This window comes from Nitrobacter sp. CN101, assembly GCF_055390255.1.
This window is the reverse complement of record NZ_AP038833.1, coordinates 2,789,199-2,813,859: the sequence shown is the minus strand read 5'-3', so window position 1 is coordinate 2,813,859 and position 24,661 is coordinate 2,789,199. Positions and strand designations below refer to the sequence as shown.

General features: G+C 59.9%; 21 protein-coding genes and 1 pseudogene. 8 read left to right on the top strand and 14 right to left on the bottom strand.

What is annotated here, in order from left to right; all coding sequences use genetic code 11:
- Nucleotide 1: 1 nt before the first annotated feature.
- Together ppx and ACZ5IL_RS14180 are read left to right on the top strand one after the other, a co-directional pair.
- Nucleotides 2-1,513 (top strand): exopolyphosphatase, encoded by a 1,512-nt coding sequence (ppx, locus tag ACZ5IL_RS14185; RefSeq protein WP_464592396.1) that lies wholly within the window; start codon nucleotides 2-4, stop codon nucleotides 1,511-1,513.
- A gap of 99 nt (nucleotides 1,514-1,612) precedes the next feature.
- Nucleotides 1,613-2,923, top strand: a complete 1,311-nt coding sequence (locus ACZ5IL_RS14180; protein ID WP_464592394.1) for a hemolysin family protein — start codon at nucleotides 1,613-1,615, stop codon at nucleotides 2,921-2,923.
- A gap of 40 nt (nucleotides 2,924-2,963) precedes the next feature.
- Here the strand turns inward: ACZ5IL_RS14180 and rnd are convergent, their stop codons facing one another.
- The gene (gene rnd / locus ACZ5IL_RS14175) at nucleotides 2,964-4,112 is read right to left on the bottom strand and encodes a ribonuclease D (RefSeq protein WP_464592392.1); all 1,149 of its coding nucleotides are present in this window, start codon (nucleotides 4,110-4,112) and stop codon (nucleotides 2,964-2,966) included.
- A 388-nt stretch (nucleotides 4,113-4,500) separates the two neighbouring features.
- On the opposite strand from rnd, the gene aspS reads away from it, so the two are divergent.
- Entirely contained in the window at nucleotides 4,501-6,273 is a 1,773-nt protein-coding gene (gene aspS / locus ACZ5IL_RS14170; protein ID WP_464592390.1) for an aspartate--tRNA ligase, read from the top strand.
- 188 nt (nucleotides 6,274-6,461) lie between these two features.
- Nucleotides 6,462-8,744: an NADP-dependent malic enzyme gene (locus tag ACZ5IL_RS14165; RefSeq protein ID WP_464592388.1), complete on the top strand. Its 2,283-nt coding sequence runs from the start codon at nucleotides 6,462-6,464 to the stop codon at nucleotides 8,742-8,744.
- A gap of 113 nt (nucleotides 8,745-8,857) precedes the next feature.
- Here the strand turns inward: ACZ5IL_RS14165 and ACZ5IL_RS14160 are convergent, their stop codons facing one another.
- The 3 genes from ACZ5IL_RS14160 to ACZ5IL_RS14150 all read right to left on the bottom strand — a co-directional run bounded on the left by ACZ5IL_RS14160 (nucleotide 8,858) and on the right by ACZ5IL_RS14150 (nucleotide 11,991).
- On the bottom strand, nucleotides 8,858-9,409 hold the full coding sequence (locus ACZ5IL_RS14160; RefSeq protein WP_464592387.1) for a dihydrofolate reductase: 552 nt from the start codon (nucleotides 9,407-9,409) through the stop codon (nucleotides 8,858-8,860).
- A gap of 23 nt (nucleotides 9,410-9,432) precedes the next feature.
- The gene (locus tag ACZ5IL_RS14155) at nucleotides 9,433-10,362 is read right to left on the bottom strand and encodes a polysaccharide deacetylase family protein (protein WP_464592385.1); all 930 of its coding nucleotides are present in this window, start codon (nucleotides 10,360-10,362) and stop codon (nucleotides 9,433-9,435) included.
- A gap of 180 nt (nucleotides 10,363-10,542) precedes the next feature.
- Nucleotides 10,543-11,991, bottom strand: a complete 1,449-nt coding sequence (locus ACZ5IL_RS14150) for a L,D-transpeptidase (protein ID WP_464592383.1) — start codon at nucleotides 11,989-11,991, stop codon at nucleotides 10,543-10,545.
- Between the two features lie 240 nt (nucleotides 11,992-12,231).
- On the opposite strand from ACZ5IL_RS14150, the gene ACZ5IL_RS14145 reads away from it, so the two are divergent.
- Nucleotides 12,232-12,753: a CreA family protein gene (locus tag ACZ5IL_RS14145; RefSeq protein WP_464596909.1), complete on the top strand. Its 522-nt coding sequence runs from the start codon at nucleotides 12,232-12,234 to the stop codon at nucleotides 12,751-12,753.
- Between the two features lie 42 nt (nucleotides 12,754-12,795).
- On the opposite strand, the gene ACZ5IL_RS14140 is transcribed toward ACZ5IL_RS14145, so the two are convergent.
- From ACZ5IL_RS14140 to yghU, 6 genes are all read right to left on the bottom strand, one after another.
- On the bottom strand, nucleotides 12,796-13,041 hold the full coding sequence (locus ACZ5IL_RS14140) for a DUF6719 family protein (protein WP_464592381.1): 246 nt from the start codon (nucleotides 13,039-13,041) through the stop codon (nucleotides 12,796-12,798).
- 127 nt (nucleotides 13,042-13,168) lie between these two features.
- Nucleotides 13,169-13,468, bottom strand: coding sequence for a hypothetical protein (locus ACZ5IL_RS14135; protein WP_464592380.1), 300 nt, complete (start codon nucleotides 13,466-13,468; stop codon nucleotides 13,169-13,171).
- A gap of 339 nt (nucleotides 13,469-13,807) precedes the next feature.
- Entirely contained in the window at nucleotides 13,808-14,485 is a 678-nt protein-coding gene (locus ACZ5IL_RS14130; protein ID WP_464592378.1) for a DUF2161 domain-containing phosphodiesterase, read from the bottom strand.
- A gap of 49 nt (nucleotides 14,486-14,534) precedes the next feature.
- Nucleotides 14,535-15,062: a bifunctional 3-hydroxydecanoyl-ACP dehydratase/trans-2-decenoyl-ACP isomerase gene (fabA, locus tag ACZ5IL_RS14125; RefSeq protein ID WP_464592376.1), complete on the bottom strand. Its 528-nt coding sequence runs from the start codon at nucleotides 15,060-15,062 to the stop codon at nucleotides 14,535-14,537.
- Between the two features lie 164 nt (nucleotides 15,063-15,226).
- Nucleotides 15,227-15,907, bottom strand: a complete 681-nt coding sequence (gene fabG / locus ACZ5IL_RS14120) for a 3-oxoacyl-ACP reductase FabG (protein ID WP_464592374.1) — start codon at nucleotides 15,905-15,907, stop codon at nucleotides 15,227-15,229.
- 48 nt (nucleotides 15,908-15,955) lie between these two features.
- Nucleotides 15,956-16,828 (bottom strand): glutathione-dependent disulfide-bond oxidoreductase, encoded by an 873-nt coding sequence (gene yghU / locus ACZ5IL_RS14115; protein ID WP_464592373.1) that lies wholly within the window; start codon nucleotides 16,826-16,828, stop codon nucleotides 15,956-15,958.
- A gap of 172 nt (nucleotides 16,829-17,000) precedes the next feature.
- Here yghU and ACZ5IL_RS14110 point away from each other — a divergent pair.
- From ACZ5IL_RS14110 to ACZ5IL_RS14100, 3 genes and pseudogenes are all read left to right on the top strand, one after another.
- Nucleotides 17,001-17,672, top strand: a pseudogene (locus tag ACZ5IL_RS14110) (ROK family protein); the annotation flags it as partial.
- A gap of 189 nt (nucleotides 17,673-17,861) precedes the next feature.
- The gene (locus ACZ5IL_RS14105; RefSeq protein WP_464592371.1) at nucleotides 17,862-18,221 is read left to right on the top strand and encodes a hypothetical protein; all 360 of its coding nucleotides are present in this window, start codon (nucleotides 17,862-17,864) and stop codon (nucleotides 18,219-18,221) included.
- Nucleotides 18,222-18,380: 159 nt separating this feature from the next.
- Nucleotides 18,381-18,536, top strand: coding sequence for a hypothetical protein (locus ACZ5IL_RS14100; RefSeq protein ID WP_464592369.1), 156 nt, complete (start codon nucleotides 18,381-18,383; stop codon nucleotides 18,534-18,536).
- Between the two features lie 121 nt (nucleotides 18,537-18,657).
- On the opposite strand, the gene ACZ5IL_RS14095 is transcribed toward ACZ5IL_RS14100, so the two are convergent.
- The 4 genes from ACZ5IL_RS14095 to ACZ5IL_RS14080 all read right to left on the bottom strand — a co-directional run bounded on the left by ACZ5IL_RS14095 (nucleotide 18,658) and on the right by ACZ5IL_RS14080 (nucleotide 24,581).
- On the bottom strand, nucleotides 18,658-19,230 hold the full coding sequence (locus ACZ5IL_RS14095; RefSeq protein ID WP_464592367.1) for a hypothetical protein: 573 nt from the start codon (nucleotides 19,228-19,230) through the stop codon (nucleotides 18,658-18,660).
- Nucleotides 19,227-20,180 carry an AlbA family DNA-binding domain-containing protein gene (locus tag ACZ5IL_RS14090; protein WP_464592365.1) on the bottom strand — a complete coding sequence of 318 codons (954 nt, stop codon included), beginning with the start codon at nucleotides 20,178-20,180 and terminating at the stop codon, nucleotides 19,227-19,229. Before ACZ5IL_RS14090 ends, ACZ5IL_RS14095 begins: the two co-directional genes overlap by 4 nt.
- Before the next feature lie 377 nt (nucleotides 20,181-20,557).
- A complete protein-coding gene (locus tag ACZ5IL_RS14085) occupies nucleotides 20,558-20,773 on the bottom strand; it encodes a DUF2442 domain-containing protein (RefSeq protein WP_464592363.1) in 216 nt (71 codons plus the stop codon).
- A gap of 67 nt (nucleotides 20,774-20,840) precedes the next feature.
- Nucleotides 20,841-24,581 (bottom strand): vitamin B12-dependent ribonucleotide reductase, encoded by a 3,741-nt coding sequence (locus tag ACZ5IL_RS14080; RefSeq protein ID WP_464592361.1) that lies wholly within the window; start codon nucleotides 24,579-24,581, stop codon nucleotides 20,841-20,843.
- Nucleotides 24,582-24,661 lie beyond the last annotated feature (80 nt).

Sequence of the window (24,661 nt, the reverse complement as noted above, 5' to 3'; positions counted from 1 at the left end):
TGTGCGAGAATATCCGCGCCCAAGCAAGCCTGGCTCCAGCGTCGCTGTTATCGATATCGGCTCCAATTCCGTACGTCTCGTCGTCTATGAAGCGTTGCAGCGGAGCCTCGTTTCGATTTTCAACGAGAAAGCATCGTGCGGGCTCGGGCGCGAGGTGCAATCCACCGGGCTGCTCGCGCAGGATCCGATCAACAAGGCACTGACCTCCCTGCGGCGTTTTCACGCCCTGTGCAGGGTCATGAAGGTCGGTCGCGTCTACGCCATCGCAACCGCCGCTTGCCGCGATGCCACCAATGGCCCTGATTTCATAGCCAAGGCTGAGCGCATCTGCCGTGTGCCGATCGAAATCCTGTCGGGATCGCGGGAGGCTTATTTCGCAGCGCTAGGCGTGGTTTCCAGCGTCCACAAACCGAACGGGATCGTGGGGGATCTCGGTGGCGGTTCGTTGGAATTGACCGACGTGCGCGGTCATCGCATCGGTCGTGGAATAACGCTCCCGCTGGGCAGTCTCGCATTGCAGGATGCGTCGAAGAAATCGTTGAAGCGCGCAGACCGAATCGTAAAAGCCGCGCTTGCCGACGCGGTGCCGCTAAAGACTGGACATGGCCGTACCTTTTACGCGATCGGTGGAACGTGGCGAGCGTTAGCTCGCATTCACATCATTCAGAGCGGTTATCCACTTCGTGTCATGCACGGCTATTCCATTCCCGCAGCAGACGCGCTCGATTTCGTCCGGCGGCTGCGTCGTCTAGCGGCTTCCCAGACGCTGGCAGATATCGAAGCCGTTGCCGAGGCGCGCCAGCCGCTGCTGACTTATGCCGCTCTCGTCCTGGAACATATAATCCGGATTGCGAAGCCAAAAACCATCGTGTTCTCGACCTATGGTGTCCGCGAAGGTTTGCTTTATTCGATGCTGCCGGCCGCCGACCGCTCGCGGGATGGATTGATCTGCGCCGCGCAGTCGCTGAACGGCTTGCTCTCGCGTTCCGCACACCATGCAGAAGAATTGATCCAATGGACCGATCGACTGTTCCGGATTGCGAAACTTCATGAGACCGAAAACGATCGTCGACTGCGTCACGCCGCTTGCCTGCTTTCCGATATCGGCTGGCGCATACATCCGGACTACCGCAGCGAGCAGACACTCGATTCGGTCATGCACGGCAATTTTGGCAGCATAGACCATCAAGGACGAGCGTTCGTCGCGCTGTCGGTATATTACCGCTATGCCGGGTTAAATGGGGTGAACGAACCGTCCCCGGTGATATGCGAATTGGTAACTCCGCCTATGGATGAGAGAGCGCGCATTCTGGGCGCAGCCTTTCGCATCGCGCATATGATTTCCGCGGCTCGGCCAGGTGTGTTGTCCGCTACCCATTTTAAAAGCAGCGGCCGCAAGCTGACGCTTGTGTTCGAACACCAGCTGATCGATCTGGTCGCGGATCGTGTGAGTGGCCGGTTCAAACAACTGGCGCGCCTTGTTGGCCGCTCGGGCTCGATCGTCCTCCGCTAGCCCGTTCACGGGGACACCGCCTGCGGCGTTTTCTCTGCGCGCATCGGCCATCCGCCTCGTAATACTATCGTGCTGGAACACTCATAAGGAGATGTCGCCGTGGGTGATGGCAGTTCAGCCAGTCTAGCCGGAGTTCTCTCAGTCATCATTCTTGTCGTGGCGAATGGTTTTTTCGTCGCATCCGAATTTTCGCTGGTGGCCATGCGCCGCAGCCGCGTCGCGCAGCTGGTTGCTGCAGGACGTGTAAACGCCCGTGCGTTACAGAAGGCCATCGAACACCTGGATTATAATCTCGCAGCATGCCAGCTCGGGATTACGCTGTCATCATTGGCTCTCGGCTGGATCGGGGAGCCTGCGTTGGCACACCTGATCGAGCCGCTGTTGGTTCTGCCATTCGGTACCGGAGCCAAAATCGGCGCTCACGCCACCGCTATCATCGCCGCCTTCGCGATCATTACGATTCTGCATATCGTGCTTGGCGAGCTCGCTCCCAAAAGCTTTGCCTTGCAGCGAACCGAGACCACTGCGTTGATTATCGTGCGTCCGCTCTTCCTGTTCGGGCTTTTGTTGAAGCCGGCGATCGTGTCACTGAACGGGCTCGGCAACGGTGTCTTGCGCTTGTTCGGCCTCAGCGCAGCCAGCGAAAAGGAATCGCTTCATTCGCCTGACGAGATCAGACTTCTCGTTGCAGAGACTGAACGAGCTGGCTTGCTTGCTCGAACCCAGCGGGAAGTCGTCGAGCGGGTCATCAGCCTCACGAGTCGCGATGTGAGCGACATCATGACGCCGCGAACGAGTGTGGTTTGGGCGGACGCAAATGACAACCGGGACGAAATTCTCAATGTGGTCCGTGACTGCCCGCATGAGCACGTCGTGATCGGGCAGGGGAGTATCGACGAGATCGTCGGCGTGCTGCGAAAACAGGACTTGCTCGATCAGGCGCTTGAAGGCGCTGAAGTTGATCCGCTCGTGGTTCTGCAACAACCACTAGTATTCGCGGAGTTCACGCCGATCCTGCAGGCTATCGAGCGTTTCAAGGCGCAACCCGTTCGCGTTGGCATTGTCGTTGACGAGTACGGCACATTGCAGGGAATTATTACTCGCACCGATCTTCTGGAGTCTATTGCGGGAGAATTGCCGGACGCCGGCGAGGAGGCGGACATACAGGAAGGCGACAACGGCCAGCTTATCATCAATGGAAAAATGCCGATTGACGAAGCGATGATACACTTGAACATCGCTCGCAAGCCCGATGGAGACTTTCATACCGTGGCAGGCTGCGCGATTGAACTGCTAGGTCGAATACCAGCTATCGGTGACGAGTTTACCTGGGAGGGATGGTCGTTCCGGATCAAGGAAATGGACGGTCCGCGGATCAGCAAACTGGTCGCCCGGAGGTCGGTCCAGTGATGTGCGTTCTGAACTTGTTGTGCGAAACTCGAGGTGCGCTCTAAGCTCGCTCGACACGCACCACACGGCCCTTTTCGATCGCCAGAGCCAGCCGGCCGTGCTTTAGCGCGAGGGCGGCCTCGCCGAACAGTTCGCGCCGCCAGCCGTGCAGCGCACCGACATCGGCCTCGTCATCGGCTGCGATCCGTTCCAGGTCGTCCACGGTCGCGATCACCTTGCTCGCAACGGCATGGCGCTCGGACGTCATGCGCAGAAGAACCTTGAGAAGCTCCACCGTAGCGGCGCCGTTCGAATTGTTGCGCGGTTTCTCGATCTTCGGCAGCGTGTGCGGGTCTCGTGCGAGCCCGCGCTGGACGGCCGCGACGATATCGACGCCCCACTGGGATTTTTCAAAACCTTTTGGTAGCGAGCGCAGCGTCGCCAGCCGCTCCGCGCTGGCGGGAGCGTGGGTCGCGATATCACCGACGGCGTCGTCTTTCAGCACCCGCGACCGCGGAATGTTCCGACTCTGGGCTTCCTGTTCGCGCCACGCCGCCACTTCCATCAAAATGGCGAGATCCTTCGGCTTGCGAACGCGGGTCTTCAATCGCTCCCATGCACGTTCGGGGTGGAAGTCGTAGGTTTTTGGCGAAGTCAAAACCTCCATCTCCTCGCTGACCCAATCACTGCGGCCGCGCTTCTTGAGATCGGCATCGAGAGCGGCAAAGACGTCGCGGAGATGAGTGACGTCCGCTACAGCGTATTCGAGTTGTTCCGCGGTCAGGGGCCGGCGCGACCAGTCGGTGAATCGATGGGTCTTGTCCGGACGATGCCCCGTGACGCGTTCGACCAGCGCGTCATAGGCGATAGAATCGCCGTATCCGAGCACCATGGCAGCTACCTGTGTGTCGAAGACGGGATGGGGAATAATGCCGGCCTGGTGCCAGATAATTTCGATGTCCTGACGTGCTGCGTGGAAGACCTTCAGGACACTTTCGTTCGACATCAAAGTGAAAAAAGGCTTCAGATCGATTCCCGCTGCTAGAGCGTCGATCGCAATGGCCTCGTCGGGGCTCGCCAGCTGAATGACGCAGAGCAGGGGATAATAGGTGGTCTCGCGGAGGAATTCCGTATCGACGGTGATAACCGGGTACTTGGCAAAGCGAGCGCAGACGGAGGTCAGTTCCGCAGTGGTCGTAATCAGGTCCATGAACGCTCCATAGCCCGTCTCTTTGCCCTTGTCGCCCCGCTTTCGGCGCGCACTGCGTTTGGTTTTGCAGGCTTCTGCGGTCAAAAAATGCTTTTAGTAGAGTGAATTTGACATTCGCAAGCCACTTGAACGTGCACCTGACGCGAACGTCAAAACTCAAAAACTCCACTAACATCTTATGTTTGCTAATGGTCTTTCGATTCTAACTTTCGCAAGAAGCCGCGTCCAAAAAAGAGGTGCGAATGTTAGAATCGGACCGCTAGCCGCTCTTTCAGGTTCCGCCATCCGGTTGCCGCGCTCCTTCCGCTCGGGTAAACCCCTGACGCTCAACCATTCGGCCCGGTCCGACCTCTGATTCCGCCCTCTGAAGCATTCCTGCAGGATTTCCATGCATCGCTATCGGTCCCATACCTGCGGCGCTCTCCGCGACAGCCACATCGACCAGACGGTCCGCCTGTCCGGCTGGTGCCATCGCATTCGCGACCACGGCGGGGTGCTGTTCATCGACCTGCGCGATCATTACGGGCTGACCCAGTGCGTAGCCGATCCGGACTCGCCGGCTTTCGCCGACGCTGAAAAGCTACGCTCCGAATGGGTGGTCCGGATCGACGGCAAGGCGCGCCGCCGGCCGGCCGGCACCGAAAATCCGGAACTGCCGACCGGTGGCGTTGAAATCTATATCACGCAAATCGAGGTGCTCGGCCCTGCCGCCGAGTTGCCGCTGCCGGTATTCGGTGAGCAGGAATACCCCGAGGATATAAGGCTTAAGTACCGTTTCCTCGACCTTCGTCGCGAGAAGCTGCATCAGAACATCATGACCCGCGGCGCCATCGTCGATTCGATGCGCAGGCGCATGAAGGAACAGGGTTTCTTCGAGTTCCAGACCCCGATCCTGACGGCCTCCTCGCCGGAAGGCGCACGCGACTTCCTGGTGCCGAGCCGCATTCATCCCGGCAAGTTCTACGCGCTGCCGCAGGCGCCGCAGCAGTACAAGCAGCTTTTGATGATGTCCGGCTTCGACCGCTACTTTCAGATCGCGCCATGCTTCCGCGACGAAGACCCGCGCGCCGACCGGCTGCCGGGCGAGTTCTACCAGCTCGATCTTGAAATGAGCTTCATCGAGCAAGACGATGTTTTTGCTGCGGTTGAGCCGGTTATCACCGGTGTATTTGAGGAGTTCGCCAAGGGCAAGCCGGTCACAAAGAACTGGCCGCGGATTCCGTTTGCTGAAAGTTTGCGCAAGTACGGCACCGACAAGCCCGACCTGCGCAATCCGCTCGAAATGCAGGACGTATCCGAGCATTTCCGTGGCTCGGGCTTCAAGGTGTTCGCGCGGATGCTGGAGGATTCGAAGAACCAGGTCTGGGCGATTCCGGGACCGGGCGGCGGCAGCCGGGCGTTCTGCGACCGCATGAATTCGTGGGCGCAGGGCGAGGGTCAGCCGGGCCTCGGCTACATCATGTGGCGCGAGGAAGGCGAGGGCGCAGGCCCGCTCGCCAACAATATCGGGCCTGAGCGCACCGAGGCCATTCGCGCGGCACTTAAATTGAAAGCCGGTGATGCGGCCTTCTTCGTTGCTGGCGATCCAGCAAAATTCTGGAAGTTCGCGGGGCTCGCGCGCACCAAACTCGGCGAGGAACTGAACCTGATCGACAAGGACAGGTTCGAGCTGGCCTGGATCGTCGACTTCCCGATGTATGAGTACAACGAAGAAGATAAAAAGGTCGACTTCTCGCACAATCCATTCTCGATGCCGCAGGGCGGGCTCGACGCGCTCAACACCCAGGACCCGCTGACGATCAAGGCGTTCCAGTACGACATCGCCTGCAACGGCTACGAGATCGCCTCCGGCGGCATTCGTAATCACAGGCCGGAAGCGATGGTGAAGGCGTTCGAGATCGCCGGTTATGGTGAGACCGAGGTCGTCGAGCGCTTCGGCGGCATGTACCGCGCGTTTCAATACGGCGCACCGCCGCATGGCGGCATGGCGGCCGGCGTCGACCGCATCGTCATGCTGCTCTGCGGCACCACCAACCTGCGCGAAATCTCGCTGTTTCCGATGAACCAGCAGGCCGAGGATCTGCTGATGAGCGCGCCATCGGACGTCGCTCCGAAGCAGTTGCGCGAGCTTCATATCCGGCTCAATCTGCCAAAAGACTAACGGTTCGATTCTAACTTCGGCACCTCTTTTCCGCAGGCATCCCTGCGAGGGTAGCATCGAGCAATCGCAGGCAAATTGCTGGCGAATCTTGGATTTTAGCATTCGTGTTTGGGACTGGCAGCCGGTGGCGCGCTATTGTCAGATCCGCTCCGCCAACCGGCCGACCAAAGTTTCCGGGGAGCGTTACCGTGTCGTATTCAGAAGATCTCCGCTCCGCCGCACTGTCGTTCCACCGCAATCCGCGTCCCGGCAAGCTTGAAATCCAGCCAACAAAGCCGCTCGCCAACCAGCGTGACCTCGCGCTGGCCTATTCACCGGGCGTTGCGGCAGCCTGCGAAGAGATCGTCGCCGATCCCGCAGAAGCCGCAACGCTGACCGGCCGGGCCAATCTGGTCGCCGTGGTATCGAACGGCACAGCCGTGCTGGGTCTTGGCAATATTGGACCGCTCGCCTCCAAGCCCGTCATGGAAGGCAAGGCGGTTCTGTTCAAGAAGTTCGCCGGCATCGACGTGTTCGACATCGAGATCGCTGCCGATTCCATCGAGCGCGTGGTGGAGACGGTCGCGGCGCTGGAGCCGACCTTCGGCGGAATCAACCTTGAGGACATCAAGGGGCCCGAGTGCTTCGAAATCGAGGAGCGGCTGAAGGCCCGGATGAAGATTCCGGTCTTTCATGACGACCAGCACGGCACCGCGATCATCGTCGCTGCCGCCATCACCAACGCGCTGTTGCTGAATAGCAAGGCGCTCGAAGAGGTCAAGATCGTCGCGTCAGGCGCGGGGGCGGCCGCTATCGCCTGTCTCAATCTGCTGGTGTCGATGGGCGCGCAGCGCAAGAACATCTGGGTTTGCGATATCGACGGCGTTGTTTACGACGGCCGCAATACCCGAATGGACAAGTGGAAAGCGGTTTATGCGCAGAAGACCGACAAGCGCAAGCTGGCGGAAGCGATTGCGGGCGCGGATGTGTTTCTGGGCGTCTCGGCCGGCGGCGTGCTGACGCCGGAGATGGTCGCGCAGATGGCGGATAAGCCGCTGGTGCTGGCGCTCGCCAATCCTGTTCCGGAAATCATGCCGGACGAGGCGCGCCAGGCGCGGCCCGATGCCATGATCTGCACTGGACGTTCCGACTTTCCTAATCAGGTGAACAACGTCCTGTGCTTTCCCTTTATCTTCCGCGGTGCTCTCGACGTTGGCGCCACCGCGATCAACGAGGATATGAAGCTAGCCGCTGTCGATGCCATCGCCCGGCTCGCCCGCGAACCGCCGTCCGACGCCGCTATCCGATTTGACAGCGAAACTCATGGTTTCGGACCGGGCTCTTTGATTCCCAGTCCATTCGACCCCCGCCTGATCCTGCGCATCGCGCCCGCCGTCGCGAGGGCTGCGATGGCCTCGGGAGTTGCGACGCGACCGATCACGAATTTCGACGAGTACCACGCGCGGCTTGAACGCTTTGCCTTCCGGTCCGGCCTCGTCATGAAACCGGTATTTGCGAAGGCAAAGAAGCAGCCGTTTCGGGTGATCTACGCCGAGGGCGAGGATTTGCGTGTGCTGCGAGCAACTCAAGAGGTGCTTGAGGAGCAACTGGCCCGCCCGATCCTGGTCGGCCGCCCATCCGTGGTGGAGACGCGTCTCAGGCGTCTCGGTCTCGCGATCAAGGCGGGCAGGGATTTCGATCTGATCAACCCCGAGGACGATCCCCGCTACCGAGCATATGTGCAGTCCTACATCGATGTCGCCGGCCGGCACGGCGCGACGCCGGACGTCGCGCGGACGACGATCCGCACCAATGCGACCGTAATAGCTGCGCTTGCGGTGGTGCGAGGCGAAGCCGATGCGATGCTGTGCGGCGTTGAAGGCAGCTATATGCGGCACCTCCGGCACATTCGAGAGATCATCGGATATCTGCCCGGCGCGAGCGACTTCGCCGCGCTGTCGCTGATGATCACCGGCAAGGGCGCCTATTTCATCGCGGATACGCAGGTGCGCCCAAACCCGTCCGCTGACGAACTCGCGGACATCGCAGCCCAGGCCGCCGTGCATGTGCAGCGCTTCAACATCACGCCGAAGATCGCGTTCGTGTCGCATTCCGATTTCGGCAGCTACGATACGGAATCCTCGCGCAAGGCACGTCGAGCGACCGAACTGTTCATCGCCCGTCATCCCGATATCGAGGCCGACGGTGAAATGCAGGGCGATACCGCCTTGTCGGAGTCCGCACGACAACTGATCTTGCCGCATTCCCGGTTAACCGGCGTCGCCAACGTTCTAATTCTGCCAAACCTCGATGCAGCGAACGCCGCCTATCAGATGATCAAGGTGCTCGGCAGCGGCCTGCTTGTCGGGCCTATCCTGATCGGTCCCGCGCATCCCGCCCACATTTTGACCCCGTCAGTGACGGCGCGCGGGATCCTCAACATGACGGCCATTGCGGTGGTCGAGGCGCAGGAGCGCGCGATCCGGCAATAAAACTTGTTCGACTGAAGCATTTTCGAGCGAGATGGATGCCGGCGCTCGTGAAGAAATCGCGTCAGACCAAAATAACATTGACCTCCGCGACCGTGACCGTTCCATTCAAGAGGCTAGCGTGCGCGGCGCCATGCTGTAACGCGAACGTCGTTCTCCGCATCGAGAATCCGGACCTCGCTAGGCTGAAGTCCGTGTGCCGCCAACACAGCTTGCGGAGAACTATCGGGGACGCCAGGAAAGCAGCCTTCGCCTCCGGGTAACCTCACGTGCGGAGCTTCCGACAGCCAAAACGTATCATAACGATCGAGAAACATTTCGAATACTGAAGGTCCACCGATGATCGCGGCCACTCCGTCGCGCATTCCGGCATGAGCGCAGGCGTCCTCGAACGACGCGCCAGCGGGATTCCATAAGGTAGCCTTTTCGTTTTCGGGATCACGTTCAAGAGCGGCTACGCGGCGGGTTAGTCTAACCCTTTTGCGCAGCGGCGAGTTGGGCTGATCCTCGAACGAATTACGTCCGTGAACGACGACGTCCGCGTGATCCAGTCCTGCGGTGAAAAACTCAAGATCGCCTCTGAATTTCAGCGCTTCCGGCATCACATGGCTCGCATCGGCGAGCATTCCGTCCGCCGACACGATGACATAACCCTCGATGCGAAGCATAAGCCTTTCCGGATCGTCGCGCGTTATTCGGAGATCGTCTGGACGACGCTGTTGACCGGCCGGGAACTCACGGTCGGCAGCTTGGTATCCTTCTTCAGTTCCTCGTCGTATTGCGCGAGCGTCTCGATCGGCGCCTTTGCCTTCATCTGCACGACTTTGTATCCACCGGCCTTCAGCCTGCGCAAAACCTCCGGCAGCGCCTCGGCGGTATGCTTCTGGAAGTCGTGCATCAAAATGATACCCTTGCCGACCTTGTCGAGCTTCTTGAAGATGTTGTCGACCACCTGTTGAGCCGTGTGCGACTTGAAGTCGAATGAGTCGACGTCGCAGGAAAAGATCGCGATACTGCGCTCGCCAAGGTAGGTCACCATCTCCGGCGGATGCTGTAGCGCAGGGAAACGGAAAAACGGGGCAGGAGCAGCCTCAAGCGCCCATTTGACGGCGCTGAATCCCTTCTCGATCTCGTCCTTGCGCTGCGCCTCGGACAGCTTCTTGTTGTTGAGATTAGCGTGCGACCATGTGTGCGAGCCGACCGTGTGTCCGGCGGCGGCGACATTCCGCAGGATCTCGGGATGGTAGGTCGCGTGCTTGCCGATCGAGAAGAAGATGCCGGTGGTGCACTGATCGGCAAGCGCCTTCAGCACGGCAGGCGTATTTCCGGGCCACGGACCATCATCAAACGTCAGCACCACTTCCTTGTCGCGTAGGAAGTCGAGTTGCTTGAAATGCTCGAATCCGAAGCCAGGACCACCGGTCGTATCAATTTGCACCACGCGGGCAACACCGAGTGCGTCGGGGCTTCCGTTACAGGCGACCTGCGCTCCGCTTGCCCGCGCGGGAACCGGCGCGGCCGCATTCTGGACTCCCTTGGGTGCGGGCGTCTGCGACCAGGCGACCGTGGTCGCACACAACGAAACCGCGCCAGCAAAGATCAGCCCTGTCGTCATGCGCATCTCGATCACCTCAAAGGTTATCGCGGTTGAATCGCCCGCTTCCTCATTCTAGCGCAGCTAAAGACGACCCCTTCCACGGAAACGGCATTTATCCCCAGCTGGGCTGCTTCCTCTGATACCGCCGTGTGCGCGACCATGGCAATATCGCCGAGCGAAAACCCGAGCAATTGAACCACCACTTTATCGCAGCCCGACGATGAAGTCGGTGCCTTCACCGGTTTCGCTGCCTGCAATACTCTGATCGGAGACAACGATGGAGTCTCCCGTTGAAAAGGCAATAGCGATTTGCGCCATGACGCTCTCCGGGATGGAGATGCGGTTCAACGCGTCGGTGGCGCTATCCGGAACAGGGGTCGGCCTGACCGTTGCGTTGACTACGGTCGTTTTCTGGCCGGACCGACCTTTAAGAACGAGAACTCGGTCGGCGCGACGCTCCAGCGCCGGGAGCGACACGACCGACCAGCGGAAGTCAACCTTGCTGTCCTTGGCGACTTCCGCGGTGAACACGTGTGTTCCCAAAGGCCGATCGCTCGCGGCGATCGTGATGGGAGCATCGAATATCGGCGTAAAATTCTGCCGCACATAGATCTTGCTGTCCTTGCCGCTGACAAAGACCGCGATCCGGCCGCTCCGCTTCAGTGCAGAAATCGCCGCGAGTTCAGCCTTCTCCGCACTCGCAGGAGGGGTTTGCGGTTGATCCTTCGACCCAGCGGGGATTTCGGCGGGGGAAGCCACCGTATCGCCGACAGGGTTGGCCGCCGCCGTTACCGTGACGTCGGTGTCCCTCGTGTCGCCTGAATCTCCCTTGATCGGCTCGGCGGCCGCCGCCTCAGGCGTCGCAGTGATGGATCCGCCGGTCGCAGACAAACCGGATGCAAGCGATGAAACTTTGACTTGCGACATCGCGGCGCTGGCGTCGGCTTTCACCTCGGCCGGCACGGGCTCTGGCCGACGGCTTGTCAGCACAGGGTGCGAAAAATCAGCGGGCGTCACCTCGCCAGGAGTGATGATGACTCGAGCGCCGATCCTGGTCCAATTCCACATCTTCACCGCGAAGTCCAAGGGCATTCGGATGCATCCGTGCGACGCAGGATAACCTGGAAGCACGCCCGCGTGCATCGCGATGCCGGACCAGGTGATGCGTTGCATGTAGGGCATTGGCGCGCCGCTGTAGATATTCGAGCGATGCCATTTTTGCTTTTGAATGACGCTGAAAACACCCATTGGAGTTCCGTGGCCGCTCATTCCAGTCGACACCGGGGTTTCAGCGAAAAGGCCGTTGGCGTCATAGACCTTGAGCATTTGCCGCCGGATTGAAATGGCAATGATGATGGGGCCATTTGGCTTCCGCGTGACTTTAGCCGCCGATTCTGGCTTTGGGAGCCGGCGAACTTTGACTCCATGCGACTGCGGCCTCGTGACGGGCGGCGGGGGAGACCCTTCGTTAAAAAAGTCCGGATAATCGTCCTGCCAGAAGATCTGGCTATGCGCGGGTGATCCAAGTCCGGTCAAGACAGCGATCAGCAGCCCAATCCCGAGGCGTACCGACCACGGATATGTACCCACGCAAACCGAGGGAACATTGGCGGTCCACCGCATCGTGCGCAGGAAGGACAAATATTCACACACGCCTTCGCCCTCGAATCATGGTTCAGATTTAGCGCTTCCGACTTCACTTCCTACCGGTCTGTGTCGGTTTTCCGGCTGACTTCCTTTAAATAATGCAAAATCCTTCACACGAATCTAATTCTCGGCTCGCTGGCCGGTCGAGATCTTTTCTCGGGAACTTGAGAACTTACATAGGCCGGACCCAGCAAACGGAGCTACCTGATGACATTTCGAGCTCAGATTCATGATGAGAAGCGCCGAATGGCTCGGACCTTTTTGGCCTTCATCGTCCTTACGGTGGCGGTGTTCGCCGGAACATACGCCCATGCAGCAGACGAACCCGACCTGATCTTTCGTCGCTCGACGGTTTTCAAGCTGCTGACACCGAATGACAAGCTCGCGACGTATGGCGTCGACGACCCTGAGATCGAAGGCGTTGCTTGCCATTTCACGTTACCCGAGAAGGGCGGCATCAAGGGGTGGCTTGGAGTGGCGGAGGAAGTCTCGGATATTTCGCTGTCGTGTCGCCAGATGGGGCCGATTCGCTTCAAGGAAAAGATGAAGCAGGGCGAAGACATGTTCCGGCAGCGGCGCTCGATGCTGTTCAAGAAGATGCAGATCGTGCGGGGCTGTGACGCGAAACGAAATGTGCTGGTCTATATGGTTTATTCCGATCGAGTGATCGAGGGCTCACCACAGAATTCGACGTCCTCAGTACCGATCATGCCTTGGGGCGCCTCGGACACCACCATCCAAAAATGCGGGGATTTCATTTCCGATTAGAGTCCCGTTCGAAGGCGATGTTAGTGCGACGGAGGTACGCATTCACCGCTTTGAGCCGACCCGCGATATGCACTTGCGTGCCGGAACAACGCCGGCCGAAGTCAGTTTCGTACCGGAGATTTCCTTAATCTGCCCCGCCGGACAAGATCCATCATCGACAAGAATGCGTTCGCCCAGCCGCAGATTGACGACGTCGGTCTCTCGCGCAACTTGCGAAGCGTGTGCGGCGGGCGCCGCAATGGTCAGTGTGACAACTATCAAAAGAAGCAGGTCGCAACTTTTCGGCATCTGGTATCCTTCGTAGCAGCGACAATTCGCATTCTCGTAACACGATTTTCAGCGCTGCGAAGAACGTTAGCAGGAAGTCGGAAGAATAGTGCGATTTGCAGCTAAGCTGATCTCGACTCGACTCGCGTCATAATCGCCTGTCGTTGACAAATCTGCGAACTACGCGGCGCTCGACCACGACCGAGCGCAAAGCGCCCTGTTCACCCGCAATCACGCGCGTCGTAGGCGACCGCGTAACAGCGTGAGCGGTCTTCTTGACCTCTGCGTGAACGACATCGAACGGCATTCCAATCAGCGATGCCGCAATCTCAGCCTGCGAGTCGAGATCGTCGGTGATCCCGGTCGCCGCGAAGATCGCTTCCTCCAACGTGGGAGGATCGTGGCGAACCCGCCGGATGCCAAATTTTGTATGCCAGCCTTCGCTCATCGTTCGCCTCAATGGTTGGGCAAACTCAGCCCATGAAAATTGACGTGAAACGCCTCAACGCGACATGACCACACTCGTTCAAAGAACGACGGCTCTTCGAACGATTGCCTCCGGCATCCGCACTTTTCGATTCAAAAAGAAGCGGAAAGTATAATCAAACCTCATCCTGCTTTAGGTCAGAAGACTCGGTATGCACCTCATACGGGATCCAAAGTGGCAAAACAGCTATGCATTTTGACGCGCTTTGCACATTGCCAAGTCGCGCACAAAGCAACATGCGACATGCAGCCGCGCTTTGCCTTAAAGACCCTGCATAAGGTCAGACTCGGCCCGCGGGGGTTATTCGGCGATCGGTACTACTTCGGATGGCCCCTGAGGCCATCGCTTCAGCGCGGTTCTGCCGGCGTCGGTCAAGGTATAAATTCCACGCTCAATGCGGTCGAACCATCCATAGACATTGTGAAGGAGGATTTTTCCGGCGTCCGGAGCTTCCACTCTGAGATCCCGCACGCGGCATGGACCTGTAACCATTGCGGCTGCGCAGATCAGTGCCTGCTGGCGATACGCTGTCATGATCGGCGTCCGCGTGCTGCCGCCGGCAACTGGATCACCCTTGCGGCGTTGGTGCTCTATGACCAGCCGAGAGCGCTTCTTGGGATTGCGGCGCGGACTAACAGCGGAGGGTGCCACCAGCACTTCAACGCGCCCTTGGTGTGTCACCCCAAGCATTCCGAACCCTAGCCGCCGGCACAGGTTGCGATAGCGCGCGTCGCTCTCGCGTCCCTTGCCGTTCATCGACAGCCTGGCGGCTAGCCAGACCTCATCGCATGCGCCCGCGCGATCGACGCCTTGAAGAATGAGTTCCAGATTGAAACTCAGTTTCAGCTCGCCGATCACGACGATCGGCGGATCATCACCGCTGAGCGCAACCAGATCGCAGCCGCCGACTTCGCCCTTAACAGTGAAGCCGAGGCTTTCAAGATGACGTTTGACCGGAAGATAAAGCGAGGTTTCCACGTTGCATGCTCGGGCCGACTCAACAGCCCGGATCTTATCAGTCGATCGGTTAAGACGGCGATCCTGGAAGGCTCTTGAACAGACCGAGCCGAAGATCTTTGGCATAATAGATCACATCGCCGTCAACACTTACCGTGCCGTCGGCAATCGCCATCACCAGCCTCGAGCGCCTCACCCGTTTGATGTCCACCGTGTAGGAAAGCCTGCGGGCATGCGGCAGAACCTGACCTGTAAATTTCAAATCGCCGAGACCAAGGGCACGAGCTTTCACAGTCCGGTCGCGGCCAAGCCAGACAAGATAAAATCCCACCATCTGCCAAAGCCCATCGAGACCAAGACAGCCCGGCATCACCGGATCGTTCTGAAAGTGGCATTGGAAGAACCAGAGGTCCGGTTTGATGTCGAGCTCAGTGCGCACCAGCCCGCGCCCATATTTCCCACCGCCTTCCGTGATTTCCGTGATGCGATCGAACATCAGCATCGGCGGCAACGGCAGTTTGGGTTCGCCAGGACCGAACATCTCGCCACGGCCGCAAGCCAGCAAATCCTCGTAGGAGTAGCTGCTGCGGCCAGGCATCTGCTGATCCCTGTAAAAAAACTCTAGGGCTGGGAACTTCTTGTCGTCGCTACCATAGATAGCATAATACCATGATTACACGCTACAAGAGAAGTGCAAGAGTCGAAGAACCGCAGGTTACTAAAAAACCGGTTAGACCGTTTGCAAAGGGAGAAGGTCGCGCTTCAGACGCGTCCACGCACGGGTAGTAGCGCGCCGGTGACTCCGCTTGCCGCATCGCTGGCCAGAAACAGAATGACATTCGCTAGTTCGTGCGCCGTCACCCACGTCGCGAAATCCGCCTTGGGCATATCCCTGCGGTTGGCTGGCGTGTCGATCGTCGAGGGCAGGACGGCATTGACGGTCACCTTGCCTTTCAACTCGGAGGCAAGCGCTTCGGTCAGCCGATGCACGGCCGCTTTCGACGCAGCATAGGCGCCCATGCCGGCGCCGGCCTGTAATGCTCCGGTCGCGCCGATGTTGACGATACGTCCGGCGCCGGATGCAACCAGATGCGGGATCGCGGCCCGCGAGGCATTCAGCGCGGTCGTCACGTTGATCGCGTAGAGGTGCTGCCATGTTTTGGAGTCGCCGTCGGCGATCGTCTCGAACGCGAACGCACCGGCGATATTGACCAGAACGTCGAGCCGGCCGAAATGCGCAGCCGCCGCATCGACGGCCCGCAAGGCTTGTTCTGGATCCGTCAGATCGACCCCGCCGAGTTCGATCCGGTCGGCGGTAGCACCGCCGTTTACAGCAGCGCGGTCGATGCCGGCTACCTTGGCTCCGCGCGCGATGGCGGCATCCGCGACGACCTTGCCAAGTGCGCCGGAGCATCCAGTGATGACGATGACCTTTCCATGCATTGAAGGAACCTCGAGCTCGGAGTGGCTGTAAATGAGGAGGGCAGGGCGTCAACCCTGCTTCACGAGCTTGTCCTGCGTTCGGGTGGCGAAGTCGGAGGCGTCGTGACGCTCGTGAAGCTGGCTTGCGGGATCACCGGATGTGCGGTTGACGATGCGGCCGCGTTTCACCGCAGGCCGAGCGGCGATCTGCGCGGTCCAACGTTGCACGTTCTTGTAGCTTTGGACGTCGAGGAAGGTGGCGCTGTCGCCGTAGAGCTTGCCCTCGGCCAAGCCGCCATACCATGGCCACACCGCGATGTCGGCGATCGTATATTCAGCACCGGCAAGATATTCATTGTCCTTGAGCCGCCGGTCCAGCACGTCCATTTGCCGCTTCGTTTCTATCGCGAAGCGATTGATGGCGTATTCGATTTTCTCCGGCGCATAGTTGTAGAAATGCCCGAAGCCGCCGCCGAGATAGGGCGCACTCCCCATCTGCCAGAATAGCCAGGACAGGCATTCCGCGCGCGCCGCCGTTGCCCTCGGAATGAAATCGCGGAACTTCTCCGCTAGATGCAGGAGGATCGCGCCGGACTCGAACACGCGGAGCGGCTCGGGTCGCGAGCGATCAATCAGGGCCGGTATCTTCGAATTCGGATTGACCTCGACAAAGCCCGAGCCGAACTGCTCGCCATCGATCTGGATCAACCACGCGTCATATTCCGCGCCGGGATGGCCGCGCGCGAGCAGCTCCTCGAACATGATCGTGACCTTCTGGCCGTTCGGCGTTCCCCGCGAATAAAGTTGAAAGGGGTGTTTGCCGACGGGCAGCACCTTTTCATGAGTCGCGCCTGCGGTCGGACGGTTGACGGACGCGAATCTGCCGCCATTCTCCTTGTCAAAGGTCCAGACTTTGGGCGGCGTATAGGGGGCGTCGGTCATCAAGAGGCACTCCGGAAGAGCGAATATGCTAGGAAAAAAGCAGGATACCGCAGCTAGTTAGGCCCGAATGCGAACGGCCGCAAGCGGTGGGCGCAACCGGAAAACTCTGCCGCATTTGATCCGCATTCTGCAAGGAACGCTGGCGTGCATCAGGTGTTTTGAGGACGAACCAATGAAATCAGCACGCTCCCGCCAGATGAACCGAACCATTCTCGCGATCGACATCGGCGGGTCCCACGTCAAGATGATGACCAGCAAGGACCGCATCAAACGCGAATTTGAATCCGGACCCGATCTCACGGCAAAGCAGATGGTGCGCAAGGTCAAGGCGCTGACGAAGGATTGGTCCTACGACGTCATTTCGATCGGCTATCCCGGCCCGATCTGCGGCAATCGCCCGCTGCGCGAGCCCTTCAATCTCGGCGAGGGGTGGAAGGGATTCGACTTTCAAAAGGCGTTCGGCAAACCGGCCAAGGTCGTCAACGACGCGCTGATGCAGGCGCTCGGCGGATATCGCGGCGGGCGGATGCTGTTTCTGGGGCTCGGCACCGGGCTTGGCTCGGCGATGATCGTGGATGGCGAACTGGAGCCGATGGAATTGGGCCACCTGCCGTATCGCAGGGGAAAGACCTACGAGGACTATGCGGGCGAGGCCGGACGGCAACGCCGCGGCAACAAGAAATGGCGCAAGCACGTCACCGATATCGTGATGCAACTCACGGCCGCGCTCGAACCGGACGAGGTGCTGATCGGCGGCGGCAATGTCGCGCATCTCGACAAGCTGCCGCCGAAATCGCGCCGTGGCGATAATGCCGATGCATTCGATGGCGGGTTCAGGCTGTGGGGAGAGGATGATAAGGGCCACACCCGCCGCGGATCCGAAGACGATCCGCAATATAAAATCAAAAGCAGACCGGTCGCATCGCAGCCCGCAAGGGTGGCGCGCTTGAGCACGCGGGCAGGTGAGGGCGCAGCGGCGCGGCGTTCGAGGATTTGAATGGTTCCGCCGCCGCCGAATGCTTATGATCGGGTCATGTCGCGCCTCCTGTGTTTATCGATTGTCATCCTCCTTCTGCCGCTGCCGTGGGTTTCCGCGGAGGCGGCGCACCGACATGGAAAAAACCCGCATCCCCCGCACACCTATGGCTTTCTGCCGGGGTATCGTCAGCCACTGAACAACGCGGCTCCGCTGTTCAAGCAGGAGGCATCGGTGCTACGCAATGCGCGCCGTGAGCAGCGTCATTGGTATATCGGGCCAACGCCGCACTATTACTGGTATGGCACACCGTATTATTTCGGCCGGCCCGGATTCTATCGCGGCCGCTACAACGGCGGCAGCATCGGCCCGTGCTGGACGCAGACGCCGATCGGACCGGTGTGGACCTGCGGGTGAGTGTGCGCTAGAGCATGATCCCGAAAAGTGGAAACCGGTTTTCGGAAAAGCTCATGCTCAAACAAAAAGATAAGCGAGTCTGACTCAACGCAGTCTGAAACAGACTCTAGGCGTAACGACGCGCCGGGCTTACGGGCCGAGACAACAAAGGTACGAACAATGAATGATTTTCGGGAATGGCGCAGCTCGACGCGAGAATACAACGGGGCGCCGAATATGAGCAAACGCCGCAAGAACATCTACGTGATCGGCGGCGCATTACTGCTGGTTGCTTTCTTCGCCGGGTTGGTGGTTATCAAGCAGCTCGGCATTTGATGAGGCTGCTGGGTCTGTTGGAATTCGCGCTACAGGCTCGTGCCCAAATTGGACGCAGCTGATTGTAGACGATGGGGCCGGGTGAGAAGGCGCAGTTTCAGGGTGTCGACACCGAAACAGCCTAGGCTTGGCTACTCTTCTTCGAGTAGAGTAGTTCGTCGAGCCGACATGCCGCTCGATAGATGGCGCCCCGACGGTTGCTGCTCCGCGGGTCTGATCCGAAAGCCCGATCGAGACACTCCAGAAGGACCGTCCGGATGCGCTCGAGATCCTTAGGCTTCACCGTTGTAGGCAAAGCTTGGATTGCACCAGCGAAAACGACGTCTTCTTCGATGTTGGTCGGCGTCTTGATCTCACCTCGCGCGAGTTTGCCGCGCAGTGCTTCGGCCTTCCCGGTCGATTGGCGGAAGGCCGCGTCTTTCCCCGCGAGACGGTCGACTAGAGCGTTGCGGGACGACGGATAGGTGGCGACCTGTTTGCGGAGATCGTCGGCGACCTCGGCGGCAGTCGACTGCACCTGGTCAATGTAGAACCATACGGGAAACCACTTCCGCTGGGCGTGAGCCTGGAAGTGGATGTACTGCATCGGCTCTACGACCTTTTCGTCCCTCAGGAAGTTGCGGACGACTGCATCGGGTGTGACGTTCTCGCGGATGACTTTCGTTCGCTCCCTCCACTTCCGAAACTGGCTCAACGTCGCCGATCAGCTTGAGAGCCGGGTGCCCCCTTCTTTTCGTCGAATTCGCCCTCGCGCACGAACTGGATGCTCGAGAGTAAGGATTTGTCGATTAGGAATTTTCCGCTGGTGCCGGCGACTTCGCCGGAGTCCAAATCGATCGTGGCTTCCTTGCCGATTGCGACGCGGTTCATGCGAGCGCTGAACTCGGCAACCGCCCGCTGCTCGCGCGCGGCGATAATCTGCCTAAGCTCTCCTGGCTTGATCAAGCGGGTCTCCCCGACGTACCGGAAATAGATTCCTCCTTCCTTCACGTCTTGGCCGACGTTCTTGATGGCGATGACGGGACTATGATCGTGCTTTTCCACGTAGAGCACGCCCACCTGCTTGCCACCGAGTTCGATGAGGGCTTTCGTGATGTGAGGCACGGGATCCAAGGAGCCCGCAAGGATTCGATTGACGAGCGAGATGTCCGACCTCGTGAAGATGTCGTCGGCAAGCCCATCCGCCTGGTAGGTCGCGTCCGTGACGCCGAATAGAAGGTAGCCCCCCTTATTGTTGGCCAGGCCAGCGATTGCGCGGAGCGCCTTCGAGAACCGATCCTCGGGCTGAAGCCGGAAACCTGCCTTGCACTCGATGCGGTCGGTCTCGCCACCGGTCAGCCGCCACGTGCCGGTTTCGCGGACGAACATGGAGCGAAGGATACGCATGTCGACCGCAGAAGGCGCTGGAGGCGCTTTGGCCTTGTGATCCTGCCAAGCGGATAGGAAAGCCTCGAGTTCCTCCGGTTGAGCTTCTTCTACTGACGCGCCGTACTTACTGTTCTTAATCTGCGTAATGCGTCCGGAGCTGATCAGTCGATCCGGCTTGTTGAAGTAGTAATGGATAACGTCATTTCGCCAGCCCTTTCGGAGCATCGCCTTTACGATGCTGATTTCGGCATCGGACAAATTTCGTTGCTTGGCCATGTCGCTCCTCGGTACCGAGCCATATTCCCGAATTTAGCGCTGCACCTGACGCACTATTGATCGTAAAAAACCGCCGTTTCCGGCGGTTTTTCGTCACCGCATCGGGTGCGACTAAACTTTAGGGGGATTTGCGGCGCAATTTGACCGAATCTGCCCATCCTATGCGAGCATTCACACCACGATGTTCGCTCTAGATCACGAGCCCCCCGTCGTGCTTCCGCACGTATCGCACTTCATGCAGGTGCCGTTGCGCACCAAGGTGAAGTTGCCGCACTCGGAGCACATCTCGCCCTCATAGCCCCTTGCTTTCGCTTCGGCGCGGCGCTCATCATGATCGTCACAACGCATCACGCCGCTTTGTCCGCGCGATGCTGATGTCACCGTCCGGCCAGAAGCCCAACAAGTGAAACGGCTTCGTCAAGTTCGTCCCAATGCAAACCGACGAGGCTGATCTCAACGTTGGCGCGTTGCTCCGGGGTGGCCTTCAGAAGGCGCGGAAACCAAGCAAGCGGCACACCAAGCGTGCGGCCGTCGGATAATTCGACCCACATGGTTTTTTCGTCAAAACGAACACTAGACGGCGAAACGCTCATCGTATCCATCCATCATAGCCGGGCTTCTCCCGGTGGTGGTTGTGTCATGGCGTCCGCCCCATTTGTTTTAGCTACACCCCGTCGTGCTTCCGCACGTATCGCACTTCATGCAGGTGCCGTTTCGCACCAAGGTGAAGTTGCCGCACTCGGAGCACATCTCGCCCTCATAGCCTCTTGCTTTCGCTTCCGCGCGGCGCTCGGCTTTGGTCGGTGCGGCTGCATGCGCAGCGACCTTGCTTCTTTGCTGCTGTTCCAGCCGCTCAGTCGGCGAGAGGTCGTGCTCGGTCTCCTGCTTCAGCGCGGTTGCGCCTTCGAGCGTGTCGCCCACGCGCGAGGAGGAGAGGGCAGTGACATTGGCCGCTGCGCTCCGACTCTCTCCCGCGATGGAGGAGGGTGAACCGCCGCGCATAACGACAAGATTATCGGTGCGCGAGCGGGTAAGGCCCTTCGACACGTAGCGCGTGGCATGCTGGCCTTCCGGCGTCTTGCCTTCGGCCACGCCCTTGCCGAGTGCGTCAAAGCCGGTCTCCGACGGATCGACATGGGCGAGGTCGTAGCGGCTCATGTAGCTGACCGCGAGTTCGCGGAACACATAATCGAGGATCGAGGTCGCGTACTTGATCGAGTCGTTGCCCTGCACCGGTCCTGCCGGCTCGAAGCGAGTGAACGTGAAGGCGTCGACATATTCCTCCAGCGGCACGCCGTATTGCAGGCCGAGCGAAACCGCGATGGCGAAGTTGTTGATGAAGGAGCGTAGCGCCGCACCTTCCTTGTGCATGTCGATGAAGATTTCGCCCAGGCGGCCGTCGTCGTATTCGCCGGTGCGCAAATAGACCTTATGCCCACCGACGACAGCCTTCTGGGTGTAGCCCTTGCGGCGGTCCGGCATCTTCTCGCGCTCGCGCAGCACCACGATGCGCTCCACCAATTTCTCGACGACCTTCTCCGCCACCTGCGTGGCGCGCGCGGCCATCGGCTTGTCCATCAGCGCCTCGATCGCGTCGTCGTCACTGTCGTCGTCGGCGATGAGCTGCGAGTTGAGCGGCTGGGACAGTTTCGACCCGTCGCGATAGAGCGCATTGGCCTTCAGCGCGAGCTTCCACGACAGCAGGTAGGCCGACTTGCAGTCTTCCACCGTGGCGTCGTTCGGCATGTTGATGGTTTTCGAGATCGCGCCCGAGATGAACGGTTGCGAGGCCGCCATCATGCGGATGTGGCTTTCGACCGAGAGATAACGCTTGCCGATCTTGCCGCAGGGGTTAGCGCAGTCGAACACCGGATAGTGTTCGGCCCTGAGGTGCGGCGCGCCTTCCACCGTCATCGCGCCGCAGATGTGCACGTTGGCGGCTTCAATTTCGCGCCTGCTAAAACCAATCGCCGTGAGCAGGTCGAAGGCCGGCGAGGCGAGGGCGTCGGTATCGACGCCGAGCGTGTCACGAATGAAGTCTTCGCCAAACGTCCATTTATTAAAGGCGAACTTGATGTCGAACGCGGTCGGCAGCGCCTTCTCCACCTTCGCAATGGCTTCGTCAGTGAAACCCTTGGCCTTCAGGGTGGAAACGTTGATGCCCGGCGCGTTGGACAGCGAGCCGTGACCGACCGCATAGGCCTCGATCTCGGCGATCTCGCTCTCGCGATAGCCGAGCGCGCGCAAGGCTTCCGGCACGGCGCGGTTGATGATCTTCCAGTAACCACCGCCCGCGAGCTTCTTGAATTTCACCAGCGCGAAGTCGGGCTCGATGCCGGTGGTATCGCAGTCCATGACCAGACCGATGGTGCCGGTCGGCGCTACCACGGTGACCTGCGCATTGCGGTAGCCGTGCTGTTCGCCGAGCGCGAGCGCGTCGTCCCACGCCCTGGTCGCGTGGGCGATGAGATCGGGCTGCGGGCAGGAGGCATGGTCGAGCGGCACCGGATTGACCGCGAGCGCTTCATAGCCGTTGGATTGACCGTGCGCGGCGCGGCGATGATTGCGGATCACGCGCAGCATGTGGCCAGCATTCTTCTTGTGGCCGGGAAAGACGCCGAGCTCGCCGGCCATCTCGGCGGACGTCTTGTAGGCGATTCCGGTCATGATCGCGGTCAGCGCGCCGCACAGCGAGCGGCCTTCCTTCGAGTCGTAGGACAGGCCCATCGTCATGAGGAGGCCGCCGATATTGGCGAAGCCGAGACCCAGCGTGCGGAATTCGTAAGACAGCTCCGCGATCGCCTTGGACGGGAACTGCGCCATCAGCACCGAGATTTCCAGCACGACGGTCCAGAGACGAACGGTGTGCTCATAGGCATCGACATCGAACTGCTTCGAGGCGGTGTCGTGAAACGTCATTAGGTTGGCGGAGGCGAGATTGCAGGCGGTATCGTCGAGAAACATGTATTCCGAGCACGGATTCGATGCACGGATATCGCCGGACGCCTTGCAGGTGTGCCAGTCGTTCATCGTGGTGTTGAAGTGCAAGCCGGGATCGGCCGACGCCCATGCGGCGAAGCCGATCTTCTCCCAGAGCTCGCGCGCCTTCAGCGTCTTCGTCACTTTTCCGGTGGTGCGGCCGATCAGATTCCAGTCGCCGTCGGTCTCGACCGCGCGCAGGAAGTTGTCCTTCAGCGACACCGAGTTGTTGGAATTCTGGCCGGAGACAGTGAGATAGGCTTCCGAATCCCAGTCGGTGTCAAAGACCGGGAAGTCGATCTCCTTATAGCCTTGTCGCGCGAACTGAATAACGCGCTTGATGTAGTTGTCAGGGACCAACGCGCGGCGGGCGAGCTTGATCTCACGGCGCAGCGCCGGGTTCTTCTCCGGCACGAAGCAGTCATCGCCCGAGCCCTCGCAGTTGACGCAGGCGCGCATCACCGCCTTGAGGTGCTTTTGGTTGATCCTGGAGCCGGTGACGAGAGCGGCGACCTTCTGCTCCTCCTTCACCTTCCAATCAATATACTGCTCGATGTCCGGATGATCGGCATCGACCACCACCATCTTGGCGGCGCGGCGCGTGGTGCCGCCGCTCTTGATGGCGCCCGCAGCGCGGTCGCCGATCTTGAGGAAACTCATCAGGCCGCTGGAGCGGCCGCCGCCCGAGAGACGTTCGCCTTCGCCGCGCAGGCGCGAGAAGTTGGAGCCGGTGCCGGAGCCGTATTTGAACAGGCGCGCCTCGCGCACCCACAGGTCCATAATGCCGCCTTCGTTGACGAGGTCGTCCTCGATGCCCTGGATGAAGCAGGCATGCGGCTGCGGATGCTCATATGACGACTTCGACTTGGTCAGCTTGCCGGTCTTGAAGTCGACGTAGTAGTGGCCCTGGCCGGGGCCGTCGATGCCATACGCCCAGTGCAGGCCGGTGTTGAACCACTGCGGCGAGTTTGGCGCCACCATCTGGCACGCCAGCATGTAGCGCAGTTCGTCGTTGAAAGCCCGCGCGTCCTCTTCAGAGGTGAAGTAACCGCCCTTCCAGCCCCAATAGGTCCAGCATCCACTGAGCCGATCGAACACCTGCTTGGCCGAGGTTTCACCGACGATGCGTTCGTTCTCGGGGAGGGCGGCGAGCGCGTCGGTATCAGGGACCGAACGCCACAACCACGAGGGGACCGTTTCCTCCTCGACCTTCTTGAGGCGCGCCGCGACGCCGGCTTTCCTGAAATATTTCTGCGCCAACACATCGGAAGCGACCTGCGACCATGGTTCCGGCACCTCCACATTCTCGAGGCGAAACACCACGGAGCCATCCGGATTACGGATCTCGCTCGTGGTCAGCCGGAAATCGATCCCAGCATAGGGTGATTGACCGTCCCTGGTATAGCGCCGTTCGAATCGCATTGTTTCGTGCCCCATAACTGTCCGTCACCGCTTCGGCGGCGTTGGCGGTTTCCATTCGCGGACTCTTGCGCCCGCAGTTC